We start from the raw sequence: 25505 nt of genomic DNA on the forward strand, positions 1-25505 counted from the left end.
GTGCACGGGGTCGCGGTGCTCGGCTTCCTGCTGGCCGTCGCGCCGATCACCGCCACGCCGGGGGCGAGCCTGACCCTGGTCGTCTCGCGGGTCGCCAGCGGCGGCCGGCGGCAGGGCTGGTGGGTGATCCTGGGTACGGTGACCGGGCTGTACGTGCACGCCACGCTGGCAGCCGTCGGTCTGGCCGCGCTGGTGCTCCGCTCGTCGCAGGCGTTCTGGGTCGTCAAGCTGGTCGGCGCCGGTTACCTGGTCGGGCTCGGGCTCTGGCTGCTCTGGTCCGCGTCACGCCGTCGCACGAAGACGGAACGACCACCGACGGTTCCCAGCCGGAGGCTGCCCTGGCGGGTGGACCACCCTTACCTGCAGGGGTTGCTCGGCAACGTGCTGAACCCGAAGGCCGCCGCCATCTACCTCACCCTGGCACCACAGTTCCTCGAACCGGGTCGACCGGTGCTCGTGCCGATGGTGCTTCTCGCCACGGCACACGCCGCGCTGCACACCTGTTGGCTCGCTGGCTGGACCGAGGTCTCCGGTGCCGCCGCCCGGCTGCTCCGCACCGCCTCGGTGCGACGCGCGTTCGATCGGTTGACCGGTGCGATCCTGCTCGGCCTCGGGGTACGGGCGGCGGTGACCTGAGGTCGCCGTGGCTCGCGCGCCGCCGGGCGATCGTGGGGGCTGACACATCCGAGCGGTACCGATAGCGTCCATGCCCGGACGATCGACGTCCGGCCGGTATCAGGAGGAGACGCCGATGTTCGAGGAGTTCATGGGCATCCCCGCCCACCCTCTGCTGCTGCACGCAGCCGTGGTGTTCGTGCCGCTGCTGGCCCTGCTGACCGTCGGCTACGCGTTGGTCGCGCCGATCCGGCCGCACACCCGCTGGGTGTTGGGGCTGCTCGCGGTGGGCGCGCCGATCGCCGCCCTGCTGACGAAGCTCTCCGGCGACGCCTTCCTCGAGCGGATGCAGGCGGCCAACCGGGTCACTCCCGAGTTCCTGCCGAAGCTTGAGGCGCATCAGGAGTTCGGTGACATCACGCTGTACGCGACGATCGGGTTGGCCGTGGTGGCGCTGGCACTGGTCTGGTTCGTCGCGCCCAGGGCGACCGACGGCGACGTCGACCGGCGCCCCTCCCCTGCGCTGACAGTGGCGTTGCAGGTGTTGTCGGTGGTGGCCGCCGGCGTCGCCGTCTACTACGTGTTCCGTACCGGCGACTCCGGGGCGAAGGCGGTCTGGGAGGGCCAGTGACCCGCCAGGCGAGCAGCAGACCGGCCGCGATCAGCGACCGGAACGCCGCCCCGCCGGATCGACACCTCCGGCGACAGAAGGATTCGGCACCGGGTCGAGGGCGGGCCCGAGGTCTCCGGTTGCTGGTCAGCCAACACGCTGACCAGCAACCGGAGACGGCACCGGCCCAGCCGGGAGACCTGAACGGGACAGCTAGCTCTGGAATCGCCGACGGCGACGCGTCCACCAGAGCATGCCACTGCCGACGGCGATGAGCGCGGCAGCGAACGTGAGCACCAGACCGACGGGCAGGCTGTCGCCGGTGATGGGCAGACCACCACCCGATCCGCCGTCGTTGGACGGCGGCTCGGGGGTCGCGCCTCCGCCCCTGGACGCCTTCACGGTGGTGTTACCGCCGAGGTAGAGGATGTTCTTGGTCTCGGCGTCGTCGGTCATCGCCTTGACGGAGGTCTGCGTGGTGCGCGGCAGGTGCGGGTGCGCCGTGGTGAACTCCGATTTGGTGATGTTCTTCTTCGGTGCCTGTGAGAAGTCCACGCCGCCGACGGTGTAGACGTAGACCCTGCCGCCGTACTCGCGCTCGAAGCTGTAGTCGCCCTCCTTGAAGGATTTCAGGTACCGCTGCCAGGTTTCGTTCTTGTCCCACTTCGCACCGCGGATCGGCCATCGGGACACCTCGTTGCTGTTGATGATGGCGCGGTAGTCGGTGGCCTTCTCCGCGTCCTGCAGCCGGATCCACTCCGCGGCGACGCGCGAGGTGTACACCCGGCGCAGGTCGGCGTACGCCGCATGGTTGTTGATCTTCTTCTCGACTTCGGGGAGGATCATGGTGTTGACGAGGCTCTGGTTGTGCTCGATCTGCGCTTTGGTCAGGTCGCAGGTGCCGCCTGGCACAGGCGTGTTGACCTCCTGCGGAACGGAGTTGACCTTCAGCGGCGCGTCGAGGATGTAGATGCCGCCGTCCTGCTCCCGCACCTGCGCCGGCTGGGGGACGATCCAGTTGCGGATGCTGTGCAGGCAGGGCCGTCCGTCGACCCGACTCAGCGAGTCCCAGAAGCGGGCGCCGCGGTCGGTGCTGGGGTTCATCGTCTGGGCGAAGTCGTGCTTCATATCCAGGTCAGCTTCGAGCAGCACGCGGCCAGCGTCGGTCTCGCCGAACCGGTCGTCCATGATCTTGTCGGGTTGGTCCGGGTTGAGGTTCACCCAGAACTTGTCCGGGGTGAGCGCGAGCCAGGTGAAGAACGAGTCGGAGACCAGCTCCGCCTTCTCCTTGCCGCCCGCACCGGGATTGGTGTCCGGATCTGGCATCTTCTTGGCGCTGAAGGAATAGTCCAGGCCCTCGCCCTTGACCGGCGCGCCCACGAAGCGCAGTTCCAGGGTGGAGAAGTCCACGCCGCCGGGACCACGCACGCGCTGACCGGTCGTGTCCAACTGACGGGCACGCTCGATCTGCTGGCGCGCGGTCTCCGGGTTCGGCGCGGACCGGTTGATCATGTCGTTGCCGCCGCCGCGTGAGCCCTGGTTCACGCCCGGCTTGGCGTTGAGGGTGGAGTCGTACCTGCTGTGCGGGCCAGGCGTGTAGCGGACGACTGCAGTGGAACGGTGCTCGTAGGTGGTGACCCTTGGCCTGCCCTGCGCGTCGTTGCCGATGTCCGCGCCCAGGTTCCGCACAGCCGTCCTGGTCTTCGGTTCCTGCTCCTGGCCGAAGGCGTACCGCAGCTTGTAGTCCTGGTACCTCGGGTCCTTGAGTACGACGCGGTCCTTCGGCGGCTGGCTCGTGTCGTGCGCGCCGCCGGACTTGAACTCGACGAATTCCTTGGTCCGGTGGTTGGCCGCGTCGTACTTGCGGATGGTCTTGCCGTCCTTGTCGAGGATGTACTCCTCACACAGCCAGTCCGGTCCGACGAGGTTCAGATCGCGTACGATCTTCGCGGTGAACGCGGCACCACGCCGGTTACGGGCGTAGTTCTCGATGTAGACCTCGTTCAGCCACTCGTCGAACGTGCCCGCGAACGGCCTGGTGCCGTTCTTCTGGTTGTTGTTGTAGGTGGCGTAGACCCGCTTCGGGTCGCCCTCCTTGTATCGCGAGCTGTCCTCGCCGATCTCGTCCAGGAATTTCGTGCGTTCGGCCGGGTCAGAGGGAAGGGTCAGACCGTCCATGGCCTGCCGTGGGTTGTCGAACTCGTACTCGTCCCAGTCCGCCTCGCGACGGATCGTGCTGTCCGCCGGCAGTCCGCCCGGCTTCGCTGGATCGCCTCTGACGCCGTACATCTCGTCGCAGCGCTTCGCCTTCGGTGCCGCCTCCACGCCGCCGGTGAGAACAGGCAGGCCACTGAAGGTCATCACGCTGGCGCAGGCGACCGCCACCGCGATTCGCGCCAGGCTGCGTGGGCGACGTCTGGGTGTCGGGTAGCTCATCTGGATCCTCGTCTGGGGAGGCTGAAAGACCAGACAGCGGAAGCGCTGCGGCAGATGCCTCCCCGTAGTCATCTGGTCACCAGCGCCGTCAGGCACCCTAGGCGTGAGTTCGCCGCTGGTGCAGTCCAGCACTACCTGATCGATAGCTTTGGATGCGGGATCGTTACGTTCGCGCCACCACAGTCGTAGGGTGGAACGCCATGAGCGTCGATCGGCAGAGCGAAGAGCAGGAGTGGGCCGACAACCCACGGCTGAACGCGTGGCTGGCGAAGCAGGAGGCGGCCTTCCCGGGGTGGGCGCAGCAGAGTGGCCACGCGTGGGACTTCACGCCCGGGTCGCTGGATCAGCTCGAAGACCTGCTCCGGCGGCAGTTCTCCACCTGGGAGGAGGTGAGCGCGGCGCAGGAGGATCCGATCGTGGCAGTCTCGGCCTGGTACCTCGGCGAGGTGCAGAACCGGCACTACGGCACCGTGTGGCACTGCAACCCGCAACTCCCGATGAACCACCCTGACCAGGACGGCACACCGTTCGTGCTCATGCCCGAGGATCCACGCGACGAGTACGAAGAGGACGATGACGAAAGGTACCGACCCGGCAACAACCCCTTCGTCGAGATCCGAGCCCTGTTTGTCCGGGGCCCGGAGAACCGACTGCGTGACGTCCTCAACCGGTACCGATGACGGTCTCGGGGTGCCGGTGCGGCCCGGTCGAGGGCCCGGGCCGCACCAGCGGGGTGACCGTCAGCCGGCGTGGTACGCCCGGATGATGGTCTGGTCGATGCCGCTACCACCGTTCGCGCCGGCCTTCACCCGCAGCGAGACGGCCTGCCCGGCGGCGGCCTTCGGCAGCACGACCCGGTAGCTGTCGCCACTGCTGGTGACCCGGGCCGAGGTCCAGGTGGCACCGTCGTTTGTCGACGTCCACACCTCGAACGAGGTCACCTTCTGCGCCGTGACACCGTGCGCCTGCCGGACGGCCAGCTCGGCCGTACCGCCGGTGGCGTGGTTGTTGGTGTCCATCGGCAGCGCGTAGTCCACCGCGAGCAGCGGCAACGGCACGCTTGCGGTCCCGTCCGGCCCGGCCGACCGGAACGTCCACGAGGTGCTGACCTTGGTGGAGATCGGCAGGATCAGGCTCGTGTCGACGTCGAGGGTCAGCCGGTAGTCCGACAGCTGCTGCGGCACCGTGAAGTCGGCGAGCGGGCGGTCCCGTTCCTCGACCAGCTTGCCGTTGCGGTACAGCGACAGCTTGCGGTTCACCCCGATGGAGGGGCCCTGGAGGCAGTCGGCCCGCTGGTGCTGGTCGGTCAGCGACACCAGGTCGATGTGCAGGTTGCCCCGGGTCCGCGACGGCGCGGTGGCGCAGCTCTGGTCGACGCCGGCCGGGTCGTCGTAGAAGCCGGAATGCAGCGGTTGGCGTGCCCAGACCTTGGTCTGCTGACTGCCCGGCTGGTAGCTGCGGGGCGCCTCCTGGGCCGACAGGCCACCGTAGACACCCTCGTCCGCCCAGCGGAACCCGGGCGAGAGGTAGTCGGTGCGGTTCGGCGGCAGGTTCCCCTCGTGGGTCTGCGTCACCGGGAACCCGTCCGGCGCGAAGCCACTGCGGATCAGCTGGGTGACCATCCCCTCCGAGTCCATCTGGTGGAATCGCTCATCGATGCGGGCGAGCGTCGCCTGCTCGGCCCGGCCCACCCGGAAGGCGGGGTCGGCCGGTACGCCGTCCGGGTACTCGTGCACCAGGTTGTAGCGGTACGGCTTGGCCGTGCCGGCCGGCGAATCGAGGTTGACGGCCGCCCAGCTGCGCCGGGACCCGACAGCGGGCTTCGGCATCGCGGTGGTGCGGACAGTGGTCTTGGACCCGTACCCGCTGACCTGGTGCCACCAGGACAACCCGTTCGGCGCGGTCTGGACGTTGGTGAGGTCGGTCTTGGTGGGTGTGGCGGGCACCCCGTCGACAGTCGCCGTCACCGCCCTGGCCCGCGCCGGGTCGAGGGTCACGCTCCGGGCACCGCGCACGTCCAGGTCGGCCTCGGCGGCGAGCGTGGTCTCCAGCACGTCACTGTCGACGTAGTAGGCGACGGACGAGCCGAGGATCGCGTACCGGCCGGCCGGCACCCGCAGCGTGAAGGTGTCTCCGGGGGCACCGCCCGCGCCGTCGTAGTAGACCACCGGGTCGGCGAGGTTGGTGACCAGCAGGTTGATCCAGCTCTCCGCGCCGTCCTTGAGCCCGGGCAGCGGCTTCGTGTGGATGGTCAGGTCATAGCTGGGCGGCTCGACGGAGAAGCTCACCGGGGTGGTCGAGACCAGCTTGCGGCCGGGGCCGCGCGCGGTGACGGTGGCCAGGTAGAAGCCCGGCCGGGCGGCCAGCGCCGCGCGGTCGATCCGCACTGTCGTACCGGCGGTGGAACCGCGCTTGAGCGTCACCCGGTTGGTCGACAGCGACGCCGCCCCGCGCGGCACCGGCTGGCCGTCGTGGTTGACCACCGACACGTCGAGGTCGAGGTGGGTCGTCGCCGGGGTCGCCGCGCCGGTCCAGCTCAGCTTCGCCTCGCTGGTCCCGGACTGCGGGTACGCGAAGGTGCCGAGGTTGACCACCGGCTGGTTGCTGGTCGGGCCGCCGAGGGCCCGCGCCGCGTTGAGCCGGCCGGCCCCGACGGCGTACGCGTCGACGCCGGTCAGCGGGTCGGCGGCGCCGACGAGCGCGGCCTTGATCTGCTCGCCGGTCCAGTCGGGGTGCCGCTGGACGAGGAGCGCGGCGGCGCCCGCCACGTGCGGGCTGGCCATCGAGGTGCCGCTGATCGCCTCGTAGTGCTCGTCGATCGGATCCTGCAGGTTGGTGCCGGCGGCCCGGGCGGCGACGATGTCGACACCGGGCGCTACCAGTTCCGGCTTCGCCACGTGGCTGGTGACCAGCGGTCCGCGGCTGGAGAAGTCGGCGAGATTGTCGTTGCGGTCGACAGCGCCGACGGTCAGCGCGCTGGCGGCGGAGCCGGGCGAGGAGATCGCGCCGCCGCTGTTGCCGGCGGCGATGACGAAGAGGACGCCGGTGGACTTGCTCAGGCCGTCGACGGCGAGCGAGAGCGGGTCGTTGCCGTCGTCCGCGTCGCTGCCGCCGAGGCTCATGTTGATGACGTCGGCCCGGGCGGCGGCCCACTCCATGCCGGCGATGATGCCGGAGTCCTCGCCGGAGCCGTGGTCGTCGAGGACCTTGCCGATCATCAGCCTGGCGTCCGGCGCCACGCCGCGACGATGCCCCTGTGCGGCCGCGCCGGTGCCGGCGATGGTGGCGGCGACGTGCGTACCGTGGCCGTTGTGGTCGACGGCGTCACCGCCCTCGGCGGTGAAGTCGGCCCGGTCGGCGACCCGGCCGACCAGGTCCGGGTGGGTGAAGTCGGCGCCGGTGTCGAGCACCGCGACGGTGCTCCCCTTGCCGGTCCAGCCGGCCTGCCAGGCGTCGGATGCGGCGATCTGCTCCAGGTTGCGGTCGAGGTCGGCGCGCTTGCCGCCGGTCAACGCGGTGGCGCGGACCTTGCGGTCGAGCCAGACCTTCTTCGCGCCGGCGAGCAGCGAGTTCGTCGCCAGCTTCGCGGTGGCCGGGCCCTTCTTGGGTACGCGGCCGGCGACCGCGCCGATGCTGGGCAACGGCAGCACGTCGCCGAGCGCGGCCACCCGGGCCGACGCCGTGGCGGGCTGCACGATGAGCGGCAACTCGAGGGTGTTCTCGTCGTCGTACCCGTCGGCGATCAGCGCGGTGACGTCGAAGAGGTCGGGGTCGAGGACCGAGCCGATCTGGGACGCGACGCGGGCGGGGATGACGTGCAGGTGGCCGTCGGGGCCACAGGTCTGGCGGATCACCGCGTTCTCGTCGGCCGGCCGGACCGTGGCGTGCGGGCAGCCCGGTCCGGTGTCCCGTACGGTCACCACGTCCCCGGTCAGCAGGGTGACGGTGTGCGTCTTCGGATCGGCCGTGGCTGCGGGTGCGCCGGTCTGACCGATGTGGCTGGGTCCGGCCGTGGCCGCGCCGCCCGGTAGGGCGGTCAGCGTGGTGGCCGTGACGGCGATGGCCAACAGCCACCGCGTTTTCCTGAGCATGGTGCTCCTCGTCTTATGTGGACGAAAGCGCCTCTTCGGGCGACTTCCCGCAAGATCATATGCACGGAGACGACCAGGCGGGCACCCCTTGACGAGGGGGTTTTCCGGCCCACGCGCTGCGGATTTCGGCGTTGTATCGCCGACGGGCTCAGTTCGATGTCGTTTCGATTGCGGCCCGCCGGACCGGCGGCGACGGCGTGGACGACAGGTGCGTACCCGGTCGAAGGGATCGACGCGACGCCGGACCGGACCTAGCATGGCGACGAATGGATCTTCGAGATCGGCCCCCGCCGACCCCGGCAACCAGCCCAACCGAAGGGAGACGCGGATGCGTCGACCCCGTCATCTGGCACTCCTGAGCGTCGGCGTGTCCGGCGCGCTGGTGCTCAGCGCAGCCCCACCAGCGGCTGCCGCCCCGCCCCCGCCCACCACGCCCACCGGCATCGTGGTCAGCGACGGCATGACCCAACCCGTGTTCTCGCTCGCCGACGCGATCGAGGAACGGGTGTTCGTCCAGACCCCGGTGGACACCGACCACGACGGTCGACTCGACCGGGTGGCCATCGACATCTCCCGTCCCCGGGAAACCGCCACCCAGGGCTTCAAGGTGCCGGTCATCTTCGAGCACAGCCCCTACCGCAAGGGCACCTGGGGTGACGTGCCGTACCCGAGCGTGCTGGTCGACGACCTGCCGCAGAACGGTCTGACCGACCGCTCCGGCCGCCGGGCGCTCGACGTGGGCACGCAGCGGGCCCAGGCCAAGGCCAACCTGCCCGGCTCGCTGGATGACTACTACGTGCCCCGCGGGTACGCGGTGGTGCTCGGCCAGAGCGTCGGCACCGGCGACTCGGACGGCTGCCCGACCAGCGGCGACCAGGCCGAGACGCTCGGCACCAAGGCCGTCATCGACTGGCTCAACGGCCGGGCGAAGGGGTACGACGCCAACGGCGCCCCGGTCACCGCCGGCTGGACCACCGGCGCGGTCGGCATGACCGGGGTCTCCTACAACGGGACGCTGCCCAACCAGGTCGCCACCACGGGCGTCAAGGGGCTCAAGACCATCGTGCCGGTCTCCGCGATCAGCAGCTGGTACGACTACTACCGGGCCAACGGCCTCGTCGTCGCACCCGGCACGTTCCAGGGCGAGGACCTCGACATCCTGGCCCAGTACACCGCCGGACAGGCCCGCGCCGAGGGGCAGTGCGCCGACGAGCTCGCGAAGATCACCGAGGAGCAGGACCGGATCACCGGCGACTACTCCACGTTCTGGCGCGACCGCGACTACCTCGACGCCCGCGACGTCGAGGCCAGCGTCTTCGTGGTGCACGGCCTCAACGACTGGAACGTGAAGACCGAACACTTCGCCGGCTGGTGGGACGAGCTCGCCAAGCGCCACGTGCCGCGCAAGATCTGGTTGCACCAGGGCGGGCACGGCGGCCCGGGCAGCAGCGCCTCGGTGACCCTGCCGAGCGGTCAGACGTGGACGTACAAGCAGACCGAGAACCGCTGGTTCGACTTCTGGTTGTGGAACGTGCGCAACGGCATCATGGACGAGCCGACGGCGGTGCTCCAGCGCGAGGATCGCGCCTACACCACGTACGCCAACTGGCCCGACCCGGCCGCGCGGGAGGTCGGGCTGCGCTTCGCCGCCACCGACGCCACCGCGCCGGGCACCCTCACCACCGGCAAGCCGCCCAAGGCCACTGTCGAGCAGAGCTTCGTTGACGAGGGCCGGACCATCCACCCGGACACTCTGGTGTCCAATCCGGACACCGCGAGCGCCAACCGCCTCGCCTACCGTTCCCCGGAGCTGACGCAGAGCGTGCGCATCTCGGGGCGTCCGGAGATGCGGCTGCGGATGGCGATCGACAACAAGCCGGACGCGAACCTCACCGCGTACCTGGTCGACTACGGGCCGGCCGGGTCGACCGCAGCACCGACAGTGGTGACGCGAGGCTGGATGGACCCGCAGAACCGCAAGAGCGCCGCCCGCACCGAGCCGGTCAAGCAGGGCAAGCTGTACGACTACCGGTGGACCATGGAGCCGAAGGACTACGTCTTCCCGGCGGGCCACCGCATCGGCGTGGTGGTTTTCTCCAGCGACCAGGAGTACACCCTGCTGCCGCTGGGCGGCACCGAGCTGCGGGTCGCGCCGAAGGACAGCGAGCTGCGACTGCCGGTGGTCGGCGGGCGGGCCGTCCTCGGTTTCTGATCAGCTCTGGGAACGGGTGGGGCGGTTCGACGACGCGTCGGGCCGCCCCACCCGGGTGTGGTCGTCGGCGGTCTCGGTGTGTGCGAGTGCGGCGAGCAGCCGCAGTTTCTCGTCGCTGTCGCTGTCCTTGTCGGGGTAGTAGACGACGAGGATGACGTCACCGATGGGGAGTTTGTCCCGGTGGAGGCGCAGTTCACCGACGACGGGGTGGTGGACGGTGGTCGTGCCCCCGTCGAGGCTGCGGACGTCGTGGCGGGCCCACAGGGTCCGGAACCGCTGACTGGACAGCGCGAGTTCGCCCACCAGCTCGACGAACCGGGGGTTGTCGATGTCGTCGCCGATGGTGGTGCGCAGGGTGGCGATGAAGTCGGCGGTGGCCTTCGTCCAGTCCTGGTGGAAGGCTCGTTCCTCCGGATCGAGCAGGAGCGAGCGCAGCCGGTTCTGACCGGGCCGCAGGCGCGGGGAGAGCGCCACGGCCATCGGGTTGGAGGCCAGGACGTCGAAGGCGCGTCCTTCCACGAACGCGGGGATCTGAAGGTGGGCGAGCAGTTCGTACACCCGCGCCGGTACGTGCTCGGACCGCTTGCGGCGCGGTGCCCTGGGACGCGCCGCCGCGAGGTCGAGCAGATACGTCCGCTCGATGTCGTCGAGTTGCAGGACGCGCGCGAGTGATTCGAGGACCTGCGGTGAGGGGTTCCTGTCCCGGCCCCGTTCCAGCCGCAGGTAGTAGTCGGGGCTGATCCCGGCGAGCAGGGCGACCTCCTCGCGGCGCAGGCCGGGCACGCGGCGCCGACCGCCGGTCGGGAGCCCCACCTGCGCCGGTGAGACCAGTTCGCGCCGGGCCCGGAGGTAGCTGCCCAGCCGATGGCCGCCGGCCGACTCCTCATCCCTCATGCTCACCACGGTAGTGCGGTGCGCGGGGCGCAGAGGGGTCCTGGTGGGACCTGGGAAAACGGGGGCCCTGCCACCCCCGCCGGGCTCCGTCAAGACTGTGATCGCGCTGTTGTTGAGAAGGACAGCGCGCATCACTGTTCGCGCCGCGAGTTGACGCGTCGGCGCCCTCTGGATCGAAGGGAAGATCTCGTGGATCTCTCCAACCGCACAGTTCTCATCGTCGGCGGCACGTCGGGTATCGGGCGGGAGCTGGCCCGGCGGTTCGCCGCGGCGGGCAGCACCGTGGCCGTTGGCGGTCGCAGCCCCGAGGCCCTCTCCGCGCTCGCCGCGGAAGGTTTCGGCACGTTCGGCATCGACGTCACCGACGGCGCCTCTGTCGGCGCTGTCCGGGACGCCGTGCTCGCCCGTTACCCCGAACTGGACACGGTGGTGACGATGTCGGGTGTCATGCTCACCGAAGACCTTCGCGATCCTGCGCACTTCGGGGCGGCGCAGGCGACGATCGACACCAACCTGGTCGGCACCATCCGGGTCATCGACGCCTTCACCCCGCACCTGCTGGGTCGGGGTGCCGGCACGTTCATCACCGTCACCTCCGGCATCGCCTTCCTGCCGTTCCCGCCCATGCCCAGCTACGCCGCCTCGAAGGCAGCGGTGCACGCCTACTCCGAGGCGCTGCGCGCGCAGCTCGACGGCACCGGTGTCGACGTCGTCGAGCTCGTTCCCCCGGCCGTCGCGACAGCCGGGCAGGAGAAGGTGAACCCGCACGCGCTGCCGCTCGACGACTTCGCCACCGAGGTCATGCAGCTGCTCTCGGCGAACCCCACCCCGCGCGAAATCCTCGTGAAGGGCGTTCTCATGCATCGTTGGGCCGAACGTGACGGCACCTACGCCGATCTCGTCGCGCAGCGCGCGAAGGCCCTGGCGATGTTCCCCGGTCGCGAAGGCTGACACCCCTCCCGATCGGGAGGGCTTCGTCGAGGGGCACGCGAACGGGCCCGCGACGTGACCCAAGGGTGGGACCGGGTCCGGCCAAGTCGCCCGGTTCCGTCGGGCACTGTCTCCCCCCGCGTCGGCCCCGGTCGAGGGGGCGCAAATGGCGCAGACGGGCGTGATCCACTCGGCTTTCAGGAAGCCGCGGTATCCCCCACACCGGGACAGCGCGCTTTTCAGGAACCCGAGTCGATCATCCCGTTCGTCCGTCATGTCGGGGCAGCCCGGCAGGCATCGGTGTCCGGTTTGGGTGGGGATGTCGGGTGGTCGGGACCACCCCGACGGCGGAATCGGGGGCCGGGCCGGGTCGTTATACCTGGCAGACCACCGCGCCCCCGGCCCGGTGGAGAGCAGCCGCCGGGAACACCCGCCCGGCCGCCACGGTTACACCCCCCGCACGGCCGAGCACCACCGGCCGGCCCCAGGTAGGCGAAACCAGCCAGGCCCGAGCACCACCGGCCGGCCCCAGGTAGGCGAAACCAGCCAGGCCCGAGCACCACCGGCCAGCCCTGGTAGGCGGAACCAGCCAGGCCCGGCATCACAACAGGGCCGATGGGCAGGCGGAATGACCCGCCACCGCCAACCGTTACACCCTGTCCCGACGCCGACCCCTCAGCGGGTCGCCGGGCACCCCGCGAACGTCCCCGCACGGCCACACCCCCCACGGGCACACCCCCCGGTTCAGTGCCTGTGCGGTTTCCCCCGATGCAGAGGAGCACGCCATCATGCGTACCGATCTGATCCGTAAGACCGCCCTGACCGCCGCCGGCCTCGCCTTCACCGGCGGCGCCATCGCCGGCCCCGTCACCACCGCCTTCGCCGCCCCGAACACCAGCAAGCCCGCGTCGCAGACCCAGACCGACCGCAAGGGCCACGGCGAGCGTCAGCTCGGCGTGCGCTACGAGGCCCAGCCGAACTTCTACTACTGCGGCCCCGCCGCCGCCCGTAACGCCCTGTCCGTGCAGGGCAAGGACATCAGCGTCGACGCCATGGCCAAGGAAATGGGCACCACCGAAGCCGGCACCAACTCCATCAACGACATCACCCCGGTGTTGAACAAGGAGACCGGTAAGAACGACGCCTACCGGTCGGTGGAGATCAGCACGCCCGCCGCGGATGACAAGCAGACCGACCAGCTGCGCGCCGACGTTGTGAAGACCGTCGACGACGGCCGGGCCGTGGTCGCCAACATCGCCGGCACCACCACCGACACCGACGGTGGTATCCACTCCTTCGAGGGCGGGCACTACATCAGCGTCGTCGGCTACCGCGATGGCGGGAACGTGGTGAAGATCGCCGACTCCGCCAACCCGGACACCGCCTCCTACGAGGTCACCGTCGAGCACCTCGCGGACTGGATCGCCACCCGCGGCTACGCCACCAGCTGACCCGCACCACACCAACACCGAAGGGCCGGACCCCACCACGGGGCCCGGCCCTTCGGCGTCTTTTCCACCAGTTGCCGAACGTATTGACAAGAGTCGACATACGGGTGAGGCTGGGACGAAGAGAGCGCTCTCTCTTCTCGGGCTCACCAAGCCACCACCATGTCTGGCCAGGACACACTCCGCTGTCTTCGGCGGCGGCGCCGGAGCTGTCCCTGACCCGTCCTCCCGACAGGAGTCACACGATGGACAGGGCCGCACCCCTCTCCGGCATGCCCCGCCGACTGCGCCTCGCCACGGCGATCGGCGCACTGCTGATGCTCCTCGGCACGTACCTGGTCTCCGCCACCGGCCGGGCCGACGCCGCCACCGGCCGAGCCGGCGCTGACTTCGGCGCCAACGTCATCCGGGTCGCCGAGTTCCCCGCCGACTGCACCTACAGCCACCGGTTGCCGGACGACCCGATCATCTTCCCCGGGCTGCCCGGGGCCTCGCACATGCACAGCTTCTTCGGCAGCACCGTGACGAACGCCAACACCACGCTCCCCGACCTGGTCAACTCCCCCACCACCTGCAATCCACGGGTGGACGTCTCGTCCTACTGGGTGCCGACCCTGTACCGGGACAACGTCGCGGTGGAGCCGGCGATCGCCACGTTCTACTACCTGGGCGAGGGCGTACGCGCCGACGTCGTCGCGAACACCCAGCCGTTCCCGCAGGGGCTGCGGCTCGTCGCCGGCAACGCGAAGGCCACCGGGCCGAACGACAGCATCGCCCGCTGGTCCTGCCTGCACGCCGGACACGTGCCGCCGTCGAAGGACTTCGTCAACTGCCCGTCCGGCACGATGCTGGAGTCGTACCTGGACTTCCCGCAGTGCTGGAACGGCCGCGACCTCGACTCACCGGACCACAAGAGCCACCTGGCGTACCCGGTGAACCAGGCCTGCCCGAGCACACACCCGGTGCACGTGCCGAAGTTGCGGCAGGTGCTGCGGTACCCGGTCACCGGTGACCCGTCGCGGTTCCGGTTGGCGTCCGGGCCGGGCTACACGATGCACGGCGACTTCTTCAACGCCTGGCCGGTGGCCGAGCTGGCCCGTCGGGTCCAGGACTGCATCCGTCCCGTCATCAAGTGCGGTCACGACGGCCGACCGATCTGAGCGAGCGGGTCACACCTCAGCGGCGGGTCCGGTCATCCCGGGCCCGCCGCCCGGGTGGGGAGGGAGTCGGATGCGCCAACCCAGGGCGGGTGCCCTGCTCGTCGCCGTGCTGCTGGTCGCCGGCTGCGGTGCCGGGCGCCGGGACGCGGCCGGCACACCACCCGTTACCGCGCCACCGGCGACGGTCGCGCCGACACCGTCGGGTACGGCGGGGTCGTTCAACCCGACCGACATCGCCTGGCTGCAACTGACCGCCGCGATGGCCGAACGTCTGCTGCCCGTACTCGATCTGGTGCCGGCCCGCACCACCGACCCGGCCTGGCGGCGAACGGCCGCCCAGGTCGCGGCCGCCCAGCGCGCGGACCTGGACCGCGCCCGCCAACTACTCGCCGAGGCTGGCGCGCCGACGACCAATCCGCACGAGGGGCACGACATGCCGGGCATGGTCACCGCCGAGCAGTTGGCGACGCTGCGGTCGGCCACCGGGGCGCCGCTTCACCGTCTGCTCGCCGGGCACCTGCGGGCGCACCTGACGCAGTCGGTCCGGATCGCCACCGCGGAGCAGCAGAACGGAGTCCAGCCCGCGACCATCGCGCTCGCTGCCGCCATAACCCGCAACGCCACCACCCACCTCACCCACCTCCCACCTGAACCCACCTGAACCCCCGCCCGCGGTGATCAAGAGGTTCGCGTCACGACACGCCGAGCCCGCTGACGCAAACCTCTTGATCACCAAGGGCGGGAGCGTCGCGGTGCACGGTCAGTTGCGGAGGTTCGCTGGAGGTTGGGCGGGGCTGGCCTCAGCTTCCGCCCATGCTCGACGAGCTGTTGTCTGACGAGTTGCCCGGACGCGACGTGTATCGGCCGGTCAGTCGCCCGGCCCGTGCCCGACGCCCCAGCGCGCCGATGATCATCAGCAGGAGCGCGGCGACGAGCGGGATCCCGCCGCCGAGCAGCACTGCCACCAATCCTGCCGACACGAGCGACCACCCCTCTCCGACAACGACCGGGGCACGGCCGGACGAGCAGATTCTCACACGATCAGGCCGTTCGAGCACCTGCCCGAAGCGAGTCGATGGTGAGGTCGAGGACGGCTTCGAGGTGGTCGATCTTCCCGGTGGAGAGCAGCAGCAGCACACCGCCCTGGATGCCGGCGAGCAGTGCCGCGGCGGCCCGGTCGGCGTCGAGGTCTCCGGCCATGTCGCCGGTCGACTGCATGTGCCGGATGCCCTCGGTGATCGCCTTCTGCCAGCGCCACATGAGGCCGGTCACGATCGCCTGCGCGCCGGGCGCCCGCCGGCCGGTCTGGCCGAGCAGACCGTTGAGCGGGCACTTCACCCCCTGTGCCTGGTACCGCTCGATCAGCCGGTCCCGCCAGGCGAGCCAGGCCGGCCAGGTCGTCAGGTTGCTCAGCATCGGCTCCTGGTCTGCGAGCACCTGGTCCGCCTCGTGCTGCGCCACCGCGAGCAGCAGCCCCTCCTTCCCGTCCGGGAAGTAGTGGAAGAGCTGCCCCTTGCTGGTGCCGGTGTGGGCCATCACGTCTTCGAGGCGTACCTCGTCGACGCCGCGCTCGCGGATCTCGGCGGCCGCGCCGGCGACGATCCGGGCCCGGGTCGCCTCGCCCTTGCGGGTCAACGCCCGTGTCATGGGACCTCCTGGTCTCGGGGTGCGGGTCCGACCCTAGCTCGGTTTTGGACTTGCAGGTCCATTTTTGCCGAGCAAAAGTCTGGAACACGTGGCCCGCAGCGGGCCGACACCACAATCGGAAGGGCACCACCATGAACCACTACTACCTGCTCGGGCGGTCCGGTCTGCGGGTGAGTCGGCTGGCACTGGGCACCATGAACTTCGGCGTCGACGGGTTCCACGCCGCGTACGGCAGGACCGAGCAGGAGGCCGAACCGATCTTCCGGCAGTACCTGGAGGCGGGCGGGAACTTCATCGACACGGCGGACTTCTACACCGCCGGCGAGAGCGAGAAGATCCTCGGCCGCCTGATCGAGCGGGCCGGCGTACGCGAGCGGCTCGTGCTCACCAGCAAGGCCACCAACACCGTCGACCCGTCCGACCCGAACGCCAGCGGCAATGGCCGCAAGCACATCATGCGGGCCGTGGAGGCGTCGCTGCGCCGGCTCGGCACCGACTACATCGACCTGTACCTGCTGCACACCTGGGACCGGATCACCCCGGTCGAGGAGGTCGTGCACACCTTCGACGACCTGGTGCGCTCCGGCAAGATCCGGTACGCCGGGCTGTCCGACGTACCGGCCTGGTACGCGGCCCGGGCGCAGAGCTACGCCGAGGCACACGGGCTGGCCCCGATGGTCAACGTGCAGTTGCCGTACTCGCTCGTCGCCCGGGACATCGAGGCGGAGCACGTGACGATGGCGCAGAGCCTGGGCATGGGGCTCACCGCGTGGAGCCCCATCGGCGGAGGGCTGCTCAGCGGCAAGTACCGGCGGACCGCCGAGGGCATGAGCGGGGCCGGCCGCCTGACGAACCCCGACGCCGCGGGTCGGGAGATCAGCCCCGGCGACTGGCAGGTGATCGAGACGCTGGAGAGCGTGGCCGCCGATCTCGGGCGCAGCATGGCGCAGGTGGCGATCAACTGGGTGGCCACCCAGCCCGCCGTCGGGTCGGTGGTCATCGGGGCCAGCGGCCCCGAACAGCTCGCCAGCAACCTCGGCGCGCTCGACTTCGAGATCCCGGCCGACGCCCGACGTCGGCTCGACGAGGCGAGCGCCCCGAAGGTCCCGCTGCTCTACGGCATGTTCACCCCGCAGTACCAGTCCTGGGTGGTGAGCCCCGGCCTCGGCATCGGCGACAAGCCCGCCGGCTACGCCCCTGCGGTGTTCAACGGCGCCGGGTCGCCCTCGTAGAGCGCGACGTACCGCCGTCGCCACTCGTCGCCGTCGACGCCGAGGTTGAGGGTGTTGTGCTCGACCCCCAACTCCGCCGGCAGGGTGCACACCCGCAGCGGTATCGCGTTCGCGTCGGCGATCCGGCGCGGCAGGTGCACCGCCGCCCGGAGGTCCACCACGGCGTCGAGCGGGCTGATCGCGACAGCCGCGGTCCGCAGACCGGTCCGTCGGGGCGGATTCGGCAGGGTACGCGCAATCGTCAGGTACTGGGTGACGGCGGCGAGGGAGTATCCGCGCGACGTGACGCGGTCCCGCAGGACGCGGCGTCCGTACAGCACGATGAGCGGTTTGACCGCGTACGCCGGTGCCTGTCGCGGGTTCGGGCCGAAGAACGGCGACAGCAACAACAGGTGGCGTACGACGTTGCCGGGCACCTGCGCGAGCCAGGTGGCCAGCACGGCACCGCCGGAGATCCCGACGACGCCCACCTCGTCTCCGAGGGCCGCCGCGACGGCCCAACCCTGCGCCGCGTACGTCGTCAGCTCAGCGGCCTGGACCCGGTGGTGGGCCTGCCGGTCGACGGTGCCGTGCTGGGGGGCCCGGGGGATCCAGACGTTGTACCCACTGTCGAAGAACTCCTCGGCCAACCCCGCGTACTGCTCCGGCGCGAGGGTGTATCCGTGCAGCAACAGCACGGCCCGGCCGGTACGGGAGCCGTGGCTCAGCAGGCGGCTGCGCGACTCGGGCCGGATCTCCGGATCGGCAGCCTCGGCGGCGATGGTGGCCTCGGCGGCACGGATGGCCGTGTCGAAGTCGAGCGGTCGGGCCGGCGCGACCGACAGCCCACGGCGGCCGACCGGCCAGAGATAGAGCCCGGCGACCGCCGCCACGACCAGCGCCAACCCGCCGAGGAGAAGGGCGATGATCTCCGGCATGCCCAGATGCTGACAGCTGGCGGGGTCCGCGCCGGCTGAGGGGGTGCGCCCGGGTGACCGGGCGCACCCGGTCAGCTATTCCTGACTGTCCGGCGGCGCGAAGGCGACCCGGGAACGCAACTGCCGAAAGCCGGTCCGCTCCAACTCGGCGAGCACCGTCACCCGGTGGGACTCCACATCGGCGATGACCTCGCGGGCACCACCGGCGGCCAGCACCCGCACCGCCTCGGCCAGCAGCTCGGGCCGGGCCGCCTCGTCGAGCAGGCCGAGGTAGGCGAGCAGGGGGTAGCAGGCGTCTCCGGCGGTGCCGACCAACCCGACCGGGTCGCCGGCCGCCAGGGCGACGCGCCATTCCTCGGTGGCGTCGCCCAACCAGGCCAGTGGGTCGGTGGCGAGGTCGACACCGGCAACCACCCGCGCGATCTCGACGCCGGTCAGCACGTCCGGCTCGACGATCCTGGCGACCAGCGCGTTGATCTCGGCGACGTCGGCGGGCGGCCGGAAGTCGTAGCGCCCGGAGGACGCCGGCAGCGGGGTGCCCGTCCAGGAGCACCGGATCCGCTCCCCCCGTTCGACCAGCCCGGCCAGCCGGGCGGCCGCCATCGGTGCCTGCACCACGGCCAGCACCTCCGGCCGACGCCGCCAGTGCGCCGGCAGCGCGGCGTAGTACAGACCGGGACCGCCCAGCGCCTCGTGGGCGGCGCGCAGCAGCTCGGCGCCCACCTCCGGCTCGGCGTCCAGGTCGAACCGGTCCAGCCAGGGGGCACCGACCGCGCCCGGCGGCAGGAGCCAGGCGGCGCGGCCCACCAACCGCCCGGCGCGCAACGCGACCCAGGTGGTCTCGGGCCGGTAGCCGCCGCCGGCGACCCCGTCGGCGTACGCGACCTGGCGCAGCTGCGGCAGCGGATCGGGCATGGAGTCGAACAGATTTTCCTCGCCCGCGACGAGCGGACGAATGACCAGATCAGTCATGGGTTGGTCCTCCGGGAAGCGAGCGCCCCGGGTCAGACCCGCGCGGACGCCGGAGCGCGGAGGGGGCGCAGAACATCGGACATTGTTCTGACCTCCTTCCCGCTCGACGGCGTGCCCGACCACGCTACGCGCAGTGGCCGCCGGCCCGCAACGGGATCATCACAGCGTCGGGTTGGACTCCGACCCCAGCCGGTGGACTCGGCGGTGGGCTCGTTGGTCGAACACGGTGATGGCGGCCAGCATCAGCGCCGCGACGGCCGCCACGGCGACCGGTGGAAGCAGCACCATTACCGGGGCCGCCACGGCCAGCGCCACAGCGCCGAGATAGAGCACCCGACACCGAGGTGCGGATCGGCTCGCCCGTTCCAGGGTGCTCCGCCCGATCAGGAACAGCACCGGGCCGCCGAAGATGATGGCCACCAGCGCCCAGTCGATCGGCGGGTGTGGGTCCTCGATGACCTGACCGAAGCCGACCGCGGTGCAGATGATGCCACCGACGATCAACAGCAGGCTGTAGCTCGCCCACCGCGACAGTTGGATCCCCTCCCCGCTCGGGGTCGAGGCATGGCCGGATCTGACGTGGTAGAAGTACATTCGCCAGAACGAGACGACCGCCACGAACGAGGCGACGAGGGTGATTGTTCCCTCGGTCGAGAAGCCCGGAAAGCTGACCGCGGCGCCGGCTTCGAGCACCACCTCGGCGAGAGCGATCATGAAGAACTGGTTGTACCGCTCGGCGAGATGCTCCTGCGAGACGGTGACCCGCAGGCTGTCGATCTGTCTCGGACCCAGGCGGGGCAGGGGGTAGGTGGTGGCGGCGCCGATCATCTCGACGGCGAGAGCGATGGTCCAGAAGACCCCTCGACCGAGACCACCACTGATGCCACCACTGATCCAGAGCACACCGGTGGCCAGGTGCCAGGTCAGCACCCGGAGCGAGAACACGTGCACCGGGTGGCCACGCAGGGCGAACGACAGGAAGAGCGGTCGGCCGACCTGGATGACGACGTAGGTGCAGGCGAAGATGACACCGCGTTGGCCGAAGGCCTGCGGCAGGGTGACAGCCAGCACCAGCGTGCCGAACATCGTCGCCAGCAGGATGACCTGCAGATCGGGGCGCCGCGGGTCGTAGGTGCTCGCCAGCAGGGCGTTGAGCGACCAGATCATCCACATCGCGGTGAAGAAGAGGACGGTCTGGCCCGCCTCGGAGAGCAGGGTGTGCCGGACGATGGTCAGGTCGTCCGCGACCCGCCCGGCGAGGCGGGCCAGCGCGAAGACGTAGACGATGTCGAACAGCAGTTCCAGGACGGTCGCCGAGTTCGGGCTCCTGCTGTCCCCGAGGCCACGGAAGAACTCGGCGCGCCTCAGCACGGGCGGCGGGACAGCTCAGCCGGCCGGGGCAGGTGGCACGGACGCAGCACGGTGGTGGCTCTGTTCCGCTGCCATCGTCCCCGAGCCTCCTCACCGACCGGTCCCGCCTGATCCGCTATCTGCGTACTTTATCCATCTTTATCGGGCTGTCGTCGCTGATGGCGAATACCGGGTCGGCGGTACGCCGGATCATCTGCGCCGTCACCCCGCGGTACGAGCCCGGGTCGACCGGGAACAGCCACTGCCGGGCCCGGGTCAGCGAGCCGAGGTTGAGCCCCAGTTCGTCGAGCACCTCGTCGATGTTGTGCATCGAGAACGGGATGATGTTCGTGCCACGAGCGTGCCGTCCGTTGGTGCGTGCCGTCATCCAGGCCAGCCGGGCGCGCACCTCGTCACGCATGCGCTCCTCGGGTGGCAGGGTGATCCCACCCCGCAGGTACGCGGCCGTCCAGACCGCCGCCATCTCCGCGCTGAGCGGGCTGAAGAACGACGAGTTGTAGCCGGCGAACGTCAGGCGCGGCACGCCGAGCGGCAGGATCTGCCGGTAGAGCATGAAGTTGCCGGCGTCGTCCTGCAGCCGGGCGTGCACCGCCTCGTCGAGGAACGGCACGCGCTGGCGGAAGCCGGTGCCACAGAGCACCAGGTCGGCGGGGAGCACCGTGCCGTCGGCCAGGCGGGCGGCGGGCCGGCCAGCGTCATCGACCAGCAACTCGGTGATCACCTGATCCCGGTGCACGACGATGCGGCCGTCGGTGACCCGCTCGAAGAAGCCCTCGGTGGCGAGGCTGACCGTGCTGCGGGCGATGTCCTCGAAGCTGCCGTTGGGCACCAGGCCCAGCGCGCGCAGGTTGAACTGCCGGGTCGCGACCGAGCCGACGCTGGTGACCATGCGCTGCCGCAGGCCGTTCCCCGGGCCGTGCAGGAACCGCTCGAAGCCCTTCAGGTGCAGGTAGCGGAAGAGCGCCTCACCCATCCGGGTGAGCAGCAGGTACTTGTAGTTGAGCGCCCCACCGAGCTTGCGGGGCATCTTCCAGAGCAGTTCCCGGGCCACCACGTGGGTCTGGGCGGCGACCTCGCTCACCGGGACCGCCACGTCACAGGCCGACTTGCCGTACCCGACCACCAGGACGTTCTTACCTCGGGCCGCCTCGACGTCGGGGAACTCCCCCGTCGCCAGTACGCGCCCTCCGGCGGCGGCGAAGGCCGCCTGCCCGTCGAAGGACGGCACGAGCGGGTCGGAGAAGATGCCGTTGGCGACGATCAGGTGGTCGTACCGTTGCACAGTCAACGGTTCCTGGGCGCCGGTCGGTCGGGACGTGACCAGCCACCCGGTCTCGTCGTTGACGAGTTCGGCGGAGACGACCTCCGTGGACAGGCGCAGCGCGCTGGCCAGCCCGAACTTCTCCACGTAGGTCTCCAGGTACCGCTGGACCTGCTCGCCCGAGGGCCACTGCGGGTAGTGGGCGGGCATCGGCAGGTCGGAGAGGTGGTAGGTGCCCTTGTCGTTCTGGGTGGTCAGACCGGGGTAGCGCCGGGTACGGCTCCACACCCCGCCGACGTCGGGCGCGCGCTCGAACACGGTGACGTCGAATCCGCTCTGTCGCAGCACCTTCGCTGCGCTCACACCGGCGAATCCGGCACCGACGACAGCAATCCTCATGGTCTCCTCCAAACGAACGTGAGCCCTGCGACGTGAAGCAGTGCCGGAAACCCGCGCCGACGCTGACCGCCCGCGGTGCTCGCACGCTAGCGAGCACGCCGGGACTGTCGCTATCCGCGCGACGCGGCCACTGTCCGCGGTACGCGGCCGGACCCTTTTCCTGTCGGGTCGACGGCTTTCCGGGCTGTTCCGGCCCGCGCACGCCTTACGGTCAGCGCGACAGGACGCCCAGGAGGTGTCGGATGGATGCGGTGACGGTCCGGACGGACGACGTCGACCGGGCGCGCGCCGAGGTGGGCCGCGTCTTCTGTCCACACCGGCTCACCCCGCAGGCGGGCGTCCGCAGCGTGCGCCTGCGGATGGCGGCTCGCCGGGCGGGCGGGGTGGGAGTCATCGACCTCGACTACGGGCAGGCGGTCCGCATTCAACCGCCCGCGCTGGAGACCTTCTACCTCGTCCAGATCCCCAGCGCCGGCAGCACACTGGTCCGGCACGCCGGTCAGACCGTCAGCTCGACCCCCGACGTCGCCTCGGTCCTGTCCCCGTACGACGCCTCGGACATGCGGTGGTCCGAGGGCTCTCCCCACCGGATCTTCTACGCCGACCGGCGCGCCGTCGACCGGGAACTCGCCCGCCTGCTGGGCCGCCCGGTGGACGACCCGGTCCGCCTGGACGTCGGCATGCTCATGACCACGGCGACCGCGCAGGCGTGGGCGCGCGGGGTGGCGTTCCTCGCCGACGAGCTGTCGCAGCCGGCGGACGCGTCGCTGTTCGACCACCCGCAGGTCGCCGCCCGCTTCGAGCAGGGGCTCATCGGCAAGCTGTTGCTGGCCCACCGGCACAGCCACTCCCACCTGCTCGCCGAGCCGGACCAGCACGCCCACCCCGGGCGTCTCGTCCGCCGGGCCTGCGCCCTGATCTCCGAACACCACGGCGAGGCGCTGACCGTCGGTGACGTCGCCGAGGCGCTGCGGGTGAGCGTACGAACGCTGCAGGACTGTTTCCGCCGTGAGTTGCAGACCACCCCGACCGCGTACCTGCGGGCCTGCCGGCTCGACGCGGCGCACCGCACGCTCCGTTCGGCCGCGCCAGGGGTTTCCGTGACGACTGTCGCCCTGCAACACGGCTTCGTGCACCTCGGTCGGTTCGCGACCGAGTACCGGAGCCGGTTCGGCGAGTCGCCGTCGACGACCCTGCGTCGGTGACGAGCCTCGCCTCGCCCCGGCGGCGCGCCCCCCAAAGGGGCATTTCTGGCTGCTGACCGCGCCTCGCCCGGTGCTTGCCTTGACGCCGACGACAAGGTTTAGCGTGGTCGCGACGGGCCGATGGAGGAGGTCAGATGCTCATTGGCGAGTTGGCTGAGCGGGCCGGCACGAGCCCTCGCACGCTGCGCTACTACGAGGCGCACGGGTTGGTACGGGCGCAGCGCTCCGCCAACGGCTACCGCATCTACGACGAGGCGGAGCTGCGCGTCGTACGGGAGATCCGGGCACTGCTCGATGTCGGCTTCGGCCTCGATGATGTCCGTCCGTTCGTCGCCTGCCTGCGGGCCGGCAACAGCTCCGGCGACGTCTGCCCGGACTCGGTGGTGGTGCTGCGGCGCAAGATCGCCGAGGTCGACGCCGTCATCGACCGGCTCGGCGCGGTGCGCCACCAACTGCACGGTCAACTCACCCACGCGATCGCCCATCGGGAGAAGACATGTCTCAGAAGTCGGAAGTAGGTTCGCTGGTCACCGTGACCGACGACACGTTCGCGGAGCTGGTGCTGGCCAGCGACCGGCCCGTGGTCGTCGACTTCTGGGCGGACTGGTGCCCGCCCTGCAAGGCCATCGAGAAGAGCCTCGTCGAGCTGGCCCAGGAGTTCGGCGACCGAATGGTCGTGGCGAAGCTCAACTCCGACGAGAACCCGGTGGCGACCCGTAGCTACCAGGTGATGTCCCTGCCCACGCTGCTGGTGTTCCGTCAGGGCGAGGTGGTCGGCTCGACAGTGGGGTCCCGGCCGAAGACGTACCTGCGACAGACCCTGACCGCACAGGCCGGGTGGTAGCGGCCGGCAGCGCGCCCGGGGACAGCGCTCCCGGCCACCATCAGCCGCAGAAATCGTTATCCCGGTCCGGCCGGCCAGTCTCCTGAGGGGAGGCAGCTGGCGGTTCGTCCGCCATGCCCCCGTCAGGTAGAGGTACGACCAGATGAGGGAGTCGAGACGATGCGCGCAACCGGCCCGGGTGAAGCGGACGCCGCGAGGGGAAGACGAGGCGTCCACGCGGAACCCCGACGCGGGACGCTCGGCAGTCTCCCGGTCGGCGCGCGGCGGCTGTTGTGGCCGCTCCTGGTGGCCGCCGTGGTCGCCGTACTGGTGACCGGTGTGATCGTCGTGGTGCAGCCGACCGGGCCGACGCCGGCCCCGGCGGCGACCCAGGCCCTCGACGCGCCCACGCCGACGGCTTCGCAGCCCGGCGCGACCGGGCCGAGCGCACCCACCGCCACGGCGAGCCCGGCGGGGGCGGCCCCGACCCCGCCCCCGACGCCGGCGGTGCGGCCGACAACCGGGCGTCCGGTCGCCCCGGCGGCGACCTCGAAGCGCAAGGGCGTCGGGGTGTGGACCTTCGACGGCGTCAGCCAGGCGCTGGCCGACTCCGGGGCGAGCTGGTACTACACCTGGGACGTGAAGCACCAGGGCGTCGCCAGTCCGCAGGGCACCGAGTTCGTCCCCATGATCTGGGGGGCGAAGAGCGTCACCGCCAGCAACCTGCAACAGGCCAAGCAGAACGGCCGCTACCTGCTCGGGTTCAACGAGCCGGACCTGAACGGTCAGGCGGAGATGACCGTCGAGCAGGCGCTGGAGCTGTGGCCGCGGTTGCAGGCCACCGGTCTTCCGCTGGGCAGCCCGGCGGTCGCCTGGGGCGGGGACCGGCCGGGTGAGTGGCTCGACCGGTTCATGGCCGGGGCGAAGCAGCGCGGCTACCGCGTCGACTTCATCGCCCTGCACTGGTACGGCGGCGACTTCACCACCGCCAACGCGGTCAACCAGCTCAGGTCGTACCTGCAGGCCGTGCACGACCGGTACGGGCTGCCGATCTGGCTCACCGAGTTCGCCCTGATCGACTTCTCCAACGGTGTCCGCTTCCCCACGCAGGCCCAGCAGGCCGCGTTCCTCACCGCGGCCACCCGGATGTTGGGCGGCCTGTCCTGGCTGCACCGGTACGCGTGGTTCGGCCTGCCCGCCACGGACAAGGACCAGACCGGGCTGTTCCGCACCGGCGGCACGGCCACCGCCGTCGGCCGTGCCTACCAGGCGGCGCGCTGAC

General features: G+C 70.6%; 22 protein-coding genes. 13 read left to right on the forward strand and 9 right to left on the reverse strand.

The genetic code is table 11. From position 1 onward, the window contains the following. Together KBX26_RS00605 and KBX26_RS00610 are read left to right on the forward strand one after the other, a co-directional pair. Positions 1 to 636, forward strand: coding sequence for a LysE family translocator (locus tag KBX26_RS00605; protein WP_210864411.1), 636 nt, complete (start codon positions 1 to 3; stop codon positions 634 to 636). A gap of 115 nt (positions 637 to 751) precedes the next feature. Continuing rightward, entirely contained in the window at positions 752 to 1246 is a 495-nt protein-coding gene (locus KBX26_RS00610; protein WP_030337146.1) for a DUF2231 domain-containing protein, read from the forward strand. Between the two features lie 192 nt (positions 1247 to 1438). On the opposite strand, the gene KBX26_RS00615 is transcribed toward KBX26_RS00610, so the two are convergent. Continuing rightward, positions 1439 to 3793, reverse strand: a complete 2355-nt coding sequence (locus tag KBX26_RS00615) for a hypothetical protein (protein WP_210864412.1) — start codon at positions 3791 to 3793, stop codon at positions 1439 to 1441. A gap of 68 nt (positions 3794 to 3861) precedes the next feature. On the opposite strand from KBX26_RS00615, the gene KBX26_RS00620 reads away from it, so the two are divergent. After that, entirely contained in the window at positions 3862 to 4341 is a 480-nt protein-coding gene (locus KBX26_RS00620) for a hypothetical protein (protein WP_210864413.1), read from the forward strand. 60 nt (positions 4342 to 4401) lie between these two features. Here KBX26_RS00620 and KBX26_RS00625 read toward each other — a convergent pair whose 3' ends face one another. After that, a complete protein-coding gene (locus KBX26_RS00625) occupies positions 4402 to 7752 on the reverse strand; it encodes a S8 family serine peptidase (RefSeq protein ID WP_210864414.1) in 3351 nt (1116 codons plus the stop codon). A gap of 328 nt (positions 7753 to 8080) precedes the next feature. Between KBX26_RS00625 and KBX26_RS00630 the strand changes: the two genes are divergently transcribed. Further along, the gene (locus tag KBX26_RS00630) at positions 8081 to 9964 is read left to right on the forward strand and encodes a Xaa-Pro dipeptidyl-peptidase (protein WP_210862391.1); all 1884 of its coding nucleotides are present in this window, start codon (positions 8081 to 8083) and stop codon (positions 9962 to 9964) included. On the opposite strand, the gene KBX26_RS00635 is transcribed toward KBX26_RS00630, so the two are convergent. Continuing rightward, a complete protein-coding gene (locus KBX26_RS00635) occupies positions 9965 to 10858 on the reverse strand; it encodes a helix-turn-helix domain-containing protein (RefSeq protein WP_030337156.1) in 894 nt (297 codons plus the stop codon). A 189-nt stretch (positions 10859 to 11047) separates the two neighbouring features. Between KBX26_RS00635 and KBX26_RS00640 the strand changes: the two genes are divergently transcribed. From KBX26_RS00640 to KBX26_RS00655, 4 genes are all read left to right on the forward strand, one after another. Next, positions 11048 to 11809, forward strand: a complete 762-nt coding sequence (locus KBX26_RS00640; RefSeq protein ID WP_210864415.1) for an SDR family oxidoreductase — start codon at positions 11048 to 11050, stop codon at positions 11807 to 11809. A 767-nt stretch (positions 11810 to 12576) separates the two neighbouring features. After that, positions 12577 to 13239, forward strand: coding sequence for a C39 family peptidase (locus KBX26_RS00645; protein ID WP_210864416.1), 663 nt, complete (start codon positions 12577 to 12579; stop codon positions 13237 to 13239). Between the two features lie 242 nt (positions 13240 to 13481). Then, positions 13482 to 14396 (forward strand): DUF1996 domain-containing protein, encoded by a 915-nt coding sequence (locus tag KBX26_RS00650; protein WP_210864417.1) that lies wholly within the window; start codon positions 13482 to 13484, stop codon positions 14394 to 14396. Between the two features lie 70 nt (positions 14397 to 14466). Then, a complete protein-coding gene (locus KBX26_RS00655) occupies positions 14467 to 15057 on the forward strand; it encodes a DUF305 domain-containing protein (RefSeq protein WP_036412717.1) in 591 nt (196 codons plus the stop codon). Positions 15058 to 15196: 139 nt separating this feature from the next. On the opposite strand, the gene KBX26_RS00660 is transcribed toward KBX26_RS00655, so the two are convergent. After that, positions 15197 to 15376 (reverse strand): hypothetical protein, encoded by a 180-nt coding sequence (locus tag KBX26_RS00660; RefSeq protein ID WP_156058023.1) that lies wholly within the window; start codon positions 15374 to 15376, stop codon positions 15197 to 15199. A gap of 61 nt (positions 15377 to 15437) precedes the next feature. Then, the gene (locus KBX26_RS00665) at positions 15438 to 16043 is read right to left on the reverse strand and encodes a TetR/AcrR family transcriptional regulator (RefSeq protein WP_030337910.1); all 606 of its coding nucleotides are present in this window, start codon (positions 16041 to 16043) and stop codon (positions 15438 to 15440) included. A 131-nt stretch (positions 16044 to 16174) separates the two neighbouring features. Here KBX26_RS00665 and KBX26_RS00670 point away from each other — a divergent pair, with 131 nt between their 5' ends. Beyond that, positions 16175 to 17275 (forward strand): aldo/keto reductase, encoded by a 1101-nt coding sequence (locus tag KBX26_RS00670; protein ID WP_030337911.1) that lies wholly within the window; start codon positions 16175 to 16177, stop codon positions 17273 to 17275. On the opposite strand, the gene KBX26_RS00675 is transcribed toward KBX26_RS00670, so the two are convergent. The 4 genes from KBX26_RS00675 to KBX26_RS00690 all read right to left on the reverse strand — a co-directional run bounded on the left by KBX26_RS00675 (position 17233) and on the right by KBX26_RS00690 (position 22195). Further along, entirely contained in the window at positions 17233 to 18192 is a 960-nt protein-coding gene (locus tag KBX26_RS00675; RefSeq protein WP_030337912.1) for a carboxylesterase, read from the reverse strand. The genes KBX26_RS00670 and KBX26_RS00675 overlap by 43 nt on opposite strands. Positions 18193 to 18267: 75 nt before the next feature. Further along, positions 18268 to 19164 (reverse strand): hypothetical protein, encoded by an 897-nt coding sequence (locus KBX26_RS00680; protein WP_030337913.1) that lies wholly within the window; start codon positions 19162 to 19164, stop codon positions 18268 to 18270. A gap of 159 nt (positions 19165 to 19323) precedes the next feature. Next, positions 19324 to 20535 carry a low temperature requirement protein A gene (locus KBX26_RS00685; protein ID WP_210859125.1) on the reverse strand — a complete coding sequence of 404 codons (1212 nt, stop codon included), beginning with the start codon at positions 20533 to 20535 and terminating at the stop codon, positions 19324 to 19326. Between the two features lie 115 nt (positions 20536 to 20650). Further along, complete coding sequence (locus KBX26_RS00690; protein ID WP_210859124.1) at positions 20651 to 22195, reverse strand: NAD(P)/FAD-dependent oxidoreductase; 1545 nt, start codon at positions 22193 to 22195, stop codon at positions 20651 to 20653. A 242-nt stretch (positions 22196 to 22437) separates the two neighbouring features. Between KBX26_RS00690 and KBX26_RS00695 the strand changes: the two genes are divergently transcribed. The 4 genes from KBX26_RS00695 to KBX26_RS00710 all read left to right on the forward strand — a co-directional run bounded on the left by KBX26_RS00695 (position 22438) and on the right by KBX26_RS00710 (position 25504). Next, the gene (locus KBX26_RS00695; protein WP_210864418.1) at positions 22438 to 23400 is read left to right on the forward strand and encodes an AraC family transcriptional regulator; all 963 of its coding nucleotides are present in this window, start codon (positions 22438 to 22440) and stop codon (positions 23398 to 23400) included. 134 nt (positions 23401 to 23534) lie between these two features. Next, positions 23535 to 23918: a MerR family transcriptional regulator gene (locus KBX26_RS00700; protein WP_030337917.1), complete on the forward strand. Its 384-nt coding sequence runs from the start codon at positions 23535 to 23537 to the stop codon at positions 23916 to 23918. Further along, the gene (gene trxA / locus KBX26_RS00705; RefSeq protein ID WP_030337918.1) at positions 23897 to 24244 is read left to right on the forward strand and encodes a thioredoxin; all 348 of its coding nucleotides are present in this window, start codon (positions 23897 to 23899) and stop codon (positions 24242 to 24244) included. Before KBX26_RS00700 ends, trxA begins: the two co-directional genes overlap by 22 nt. 294 nt (positions 24245 to 24538) lie before the next feature. Next, complete coding sequence (locus KBX26_RS00710; RefSeq protein ID WP_307857720.1) at positions 24539 to 25504, forward strand: glycoside hydrolase family protein; 966 nt, start codon at positions 24539 to 24541, stop codon at positions 25502 to 25504. Position 25505: the final 1 nt, after the last annotated feature.

The sequence above is a fragment of the Micromonospora sp. C97 genome (assembly GCF_018070385.1).
Taxonomy (GTDB): Bacteria; Actinomycetota; Actinomycetes; order Mycobacteriales; family Micromonosporaceae; genus Micromonospora; species Micromonospora parva.

Bases quoted from the DNA above. Each gene is read 5' to 3' on its own strand.
- KBX26_RS00610 (WP_030337146.1), top strand. From the start codon at position 752: ATGTTCGAGGAGTTCATGGGCATCCCCGCCCACCCTCTGCTGCTGCAC.
- KBX26_RS00635 (WP_030337156.1), bottom strand. From the start codon at position 10,858: ATGAGGGATGAGGAGTCGGCCGGCGGCCATCGGCTGGGCAGCTACCTC.
- KBX26_RS00655 (WP_036412717.1), top strand. From the start codon at position 14,467: ATGCGCCAACCCAGGGCGGGTGCCCTGCTCGTCGCCGTGCTGCTGGTC.
- KBX26_RS00690 (WP_210859124.1), bottom strand. From the start codon at position 22,195: ATGAGGATTGCTGTCGTCGGTGCCGGATTCGCCGGTGTGAGCGCAGCG.
- KBX26_RS00650 (WP_210864417.1), top strand. From the start codon at position 13,482: ATGGACAGGGCCGCACCCCTCTCCGGCATGCCCCGCCGACTGCGCCTC.
- KBX26_RS00625 (WP_210864414.1), bottom strand. From the start codon at position 7,752: ATGCTCAGGAAAACGCGGTGGCTGTTGGCCATCGCCGTCACGGCCACC.
- KBX26_RS00630 (WP_210862391.1), top strand. From the start codon at position 8,081: ATGCGTCGACCCCGTCATCTGGCACTCCTGAGCGTCGGCGTGTCCGGC.
- KBX26_RS00675 (WP_030337912.1), bottom strand. From the start codon at position 18,192: ATGCCGGAGATCATCGCCCTTCTCCTCGGCGGGTTGGCGCTGGTCGTG.
- KBX26_RS00695 (WP_210864418.1), top strand. From the start codon at position 22,438: ATGGATGCGGTGACGGTCCGGACGGACGACGTCGACCGGGCGCGCGCC.
- KBX26_RS00670 (WP_030337911.1), top strand. From the start codon at position 16,175: ATGAACCACTACTACCTGCTCGGGCGGTCCGGTCTGCGGGTGAGTCGG.
- KBX26_RS00680 (WP_030337913.1), bottom strand. From the start codon at position 19,164: ATGACTGATCTGGTCATTCGTCCGCTCGTCGCGGGCGAGGAAAATCTG.
- KBX26_RS00645 (WP_210864416.1), top strand. From the start codon at position 12,577: ATGCGTACCGATCTGATCCGTAAGACCGCCCTGACCGCCGCCGGCCTC.
- trxA (WP_030337918.1), top strand. From the start codon at position 23,897: ATGTCTCAGAAGTCGGAAGTAGGTTCGCTGGTCACCGTGACCGACGAC.
- KBX26_RS00665 (WP_030337910.1), bottom strand. From the start codon at position 16,043: ATGACACGGGCGTTGACCCGCAAGGGCGAGGCGACCCGGGCCCGGATC.
- KBX26_RS00620 (WP_210864413.1), top strand. From the start codon at position 3,862: ATGAGCGTCGATCGGCAGAGCGAAGAGCAGGAGTGGGCCGACAACCCA.
- KBX26_RS00700 (WP_030337917.1), top strand. From the start codon at position 23,535: ATGCTCATTGGCGAGTTGGCTGAGCGGGCCGGCACGAGCCCTCGCACG.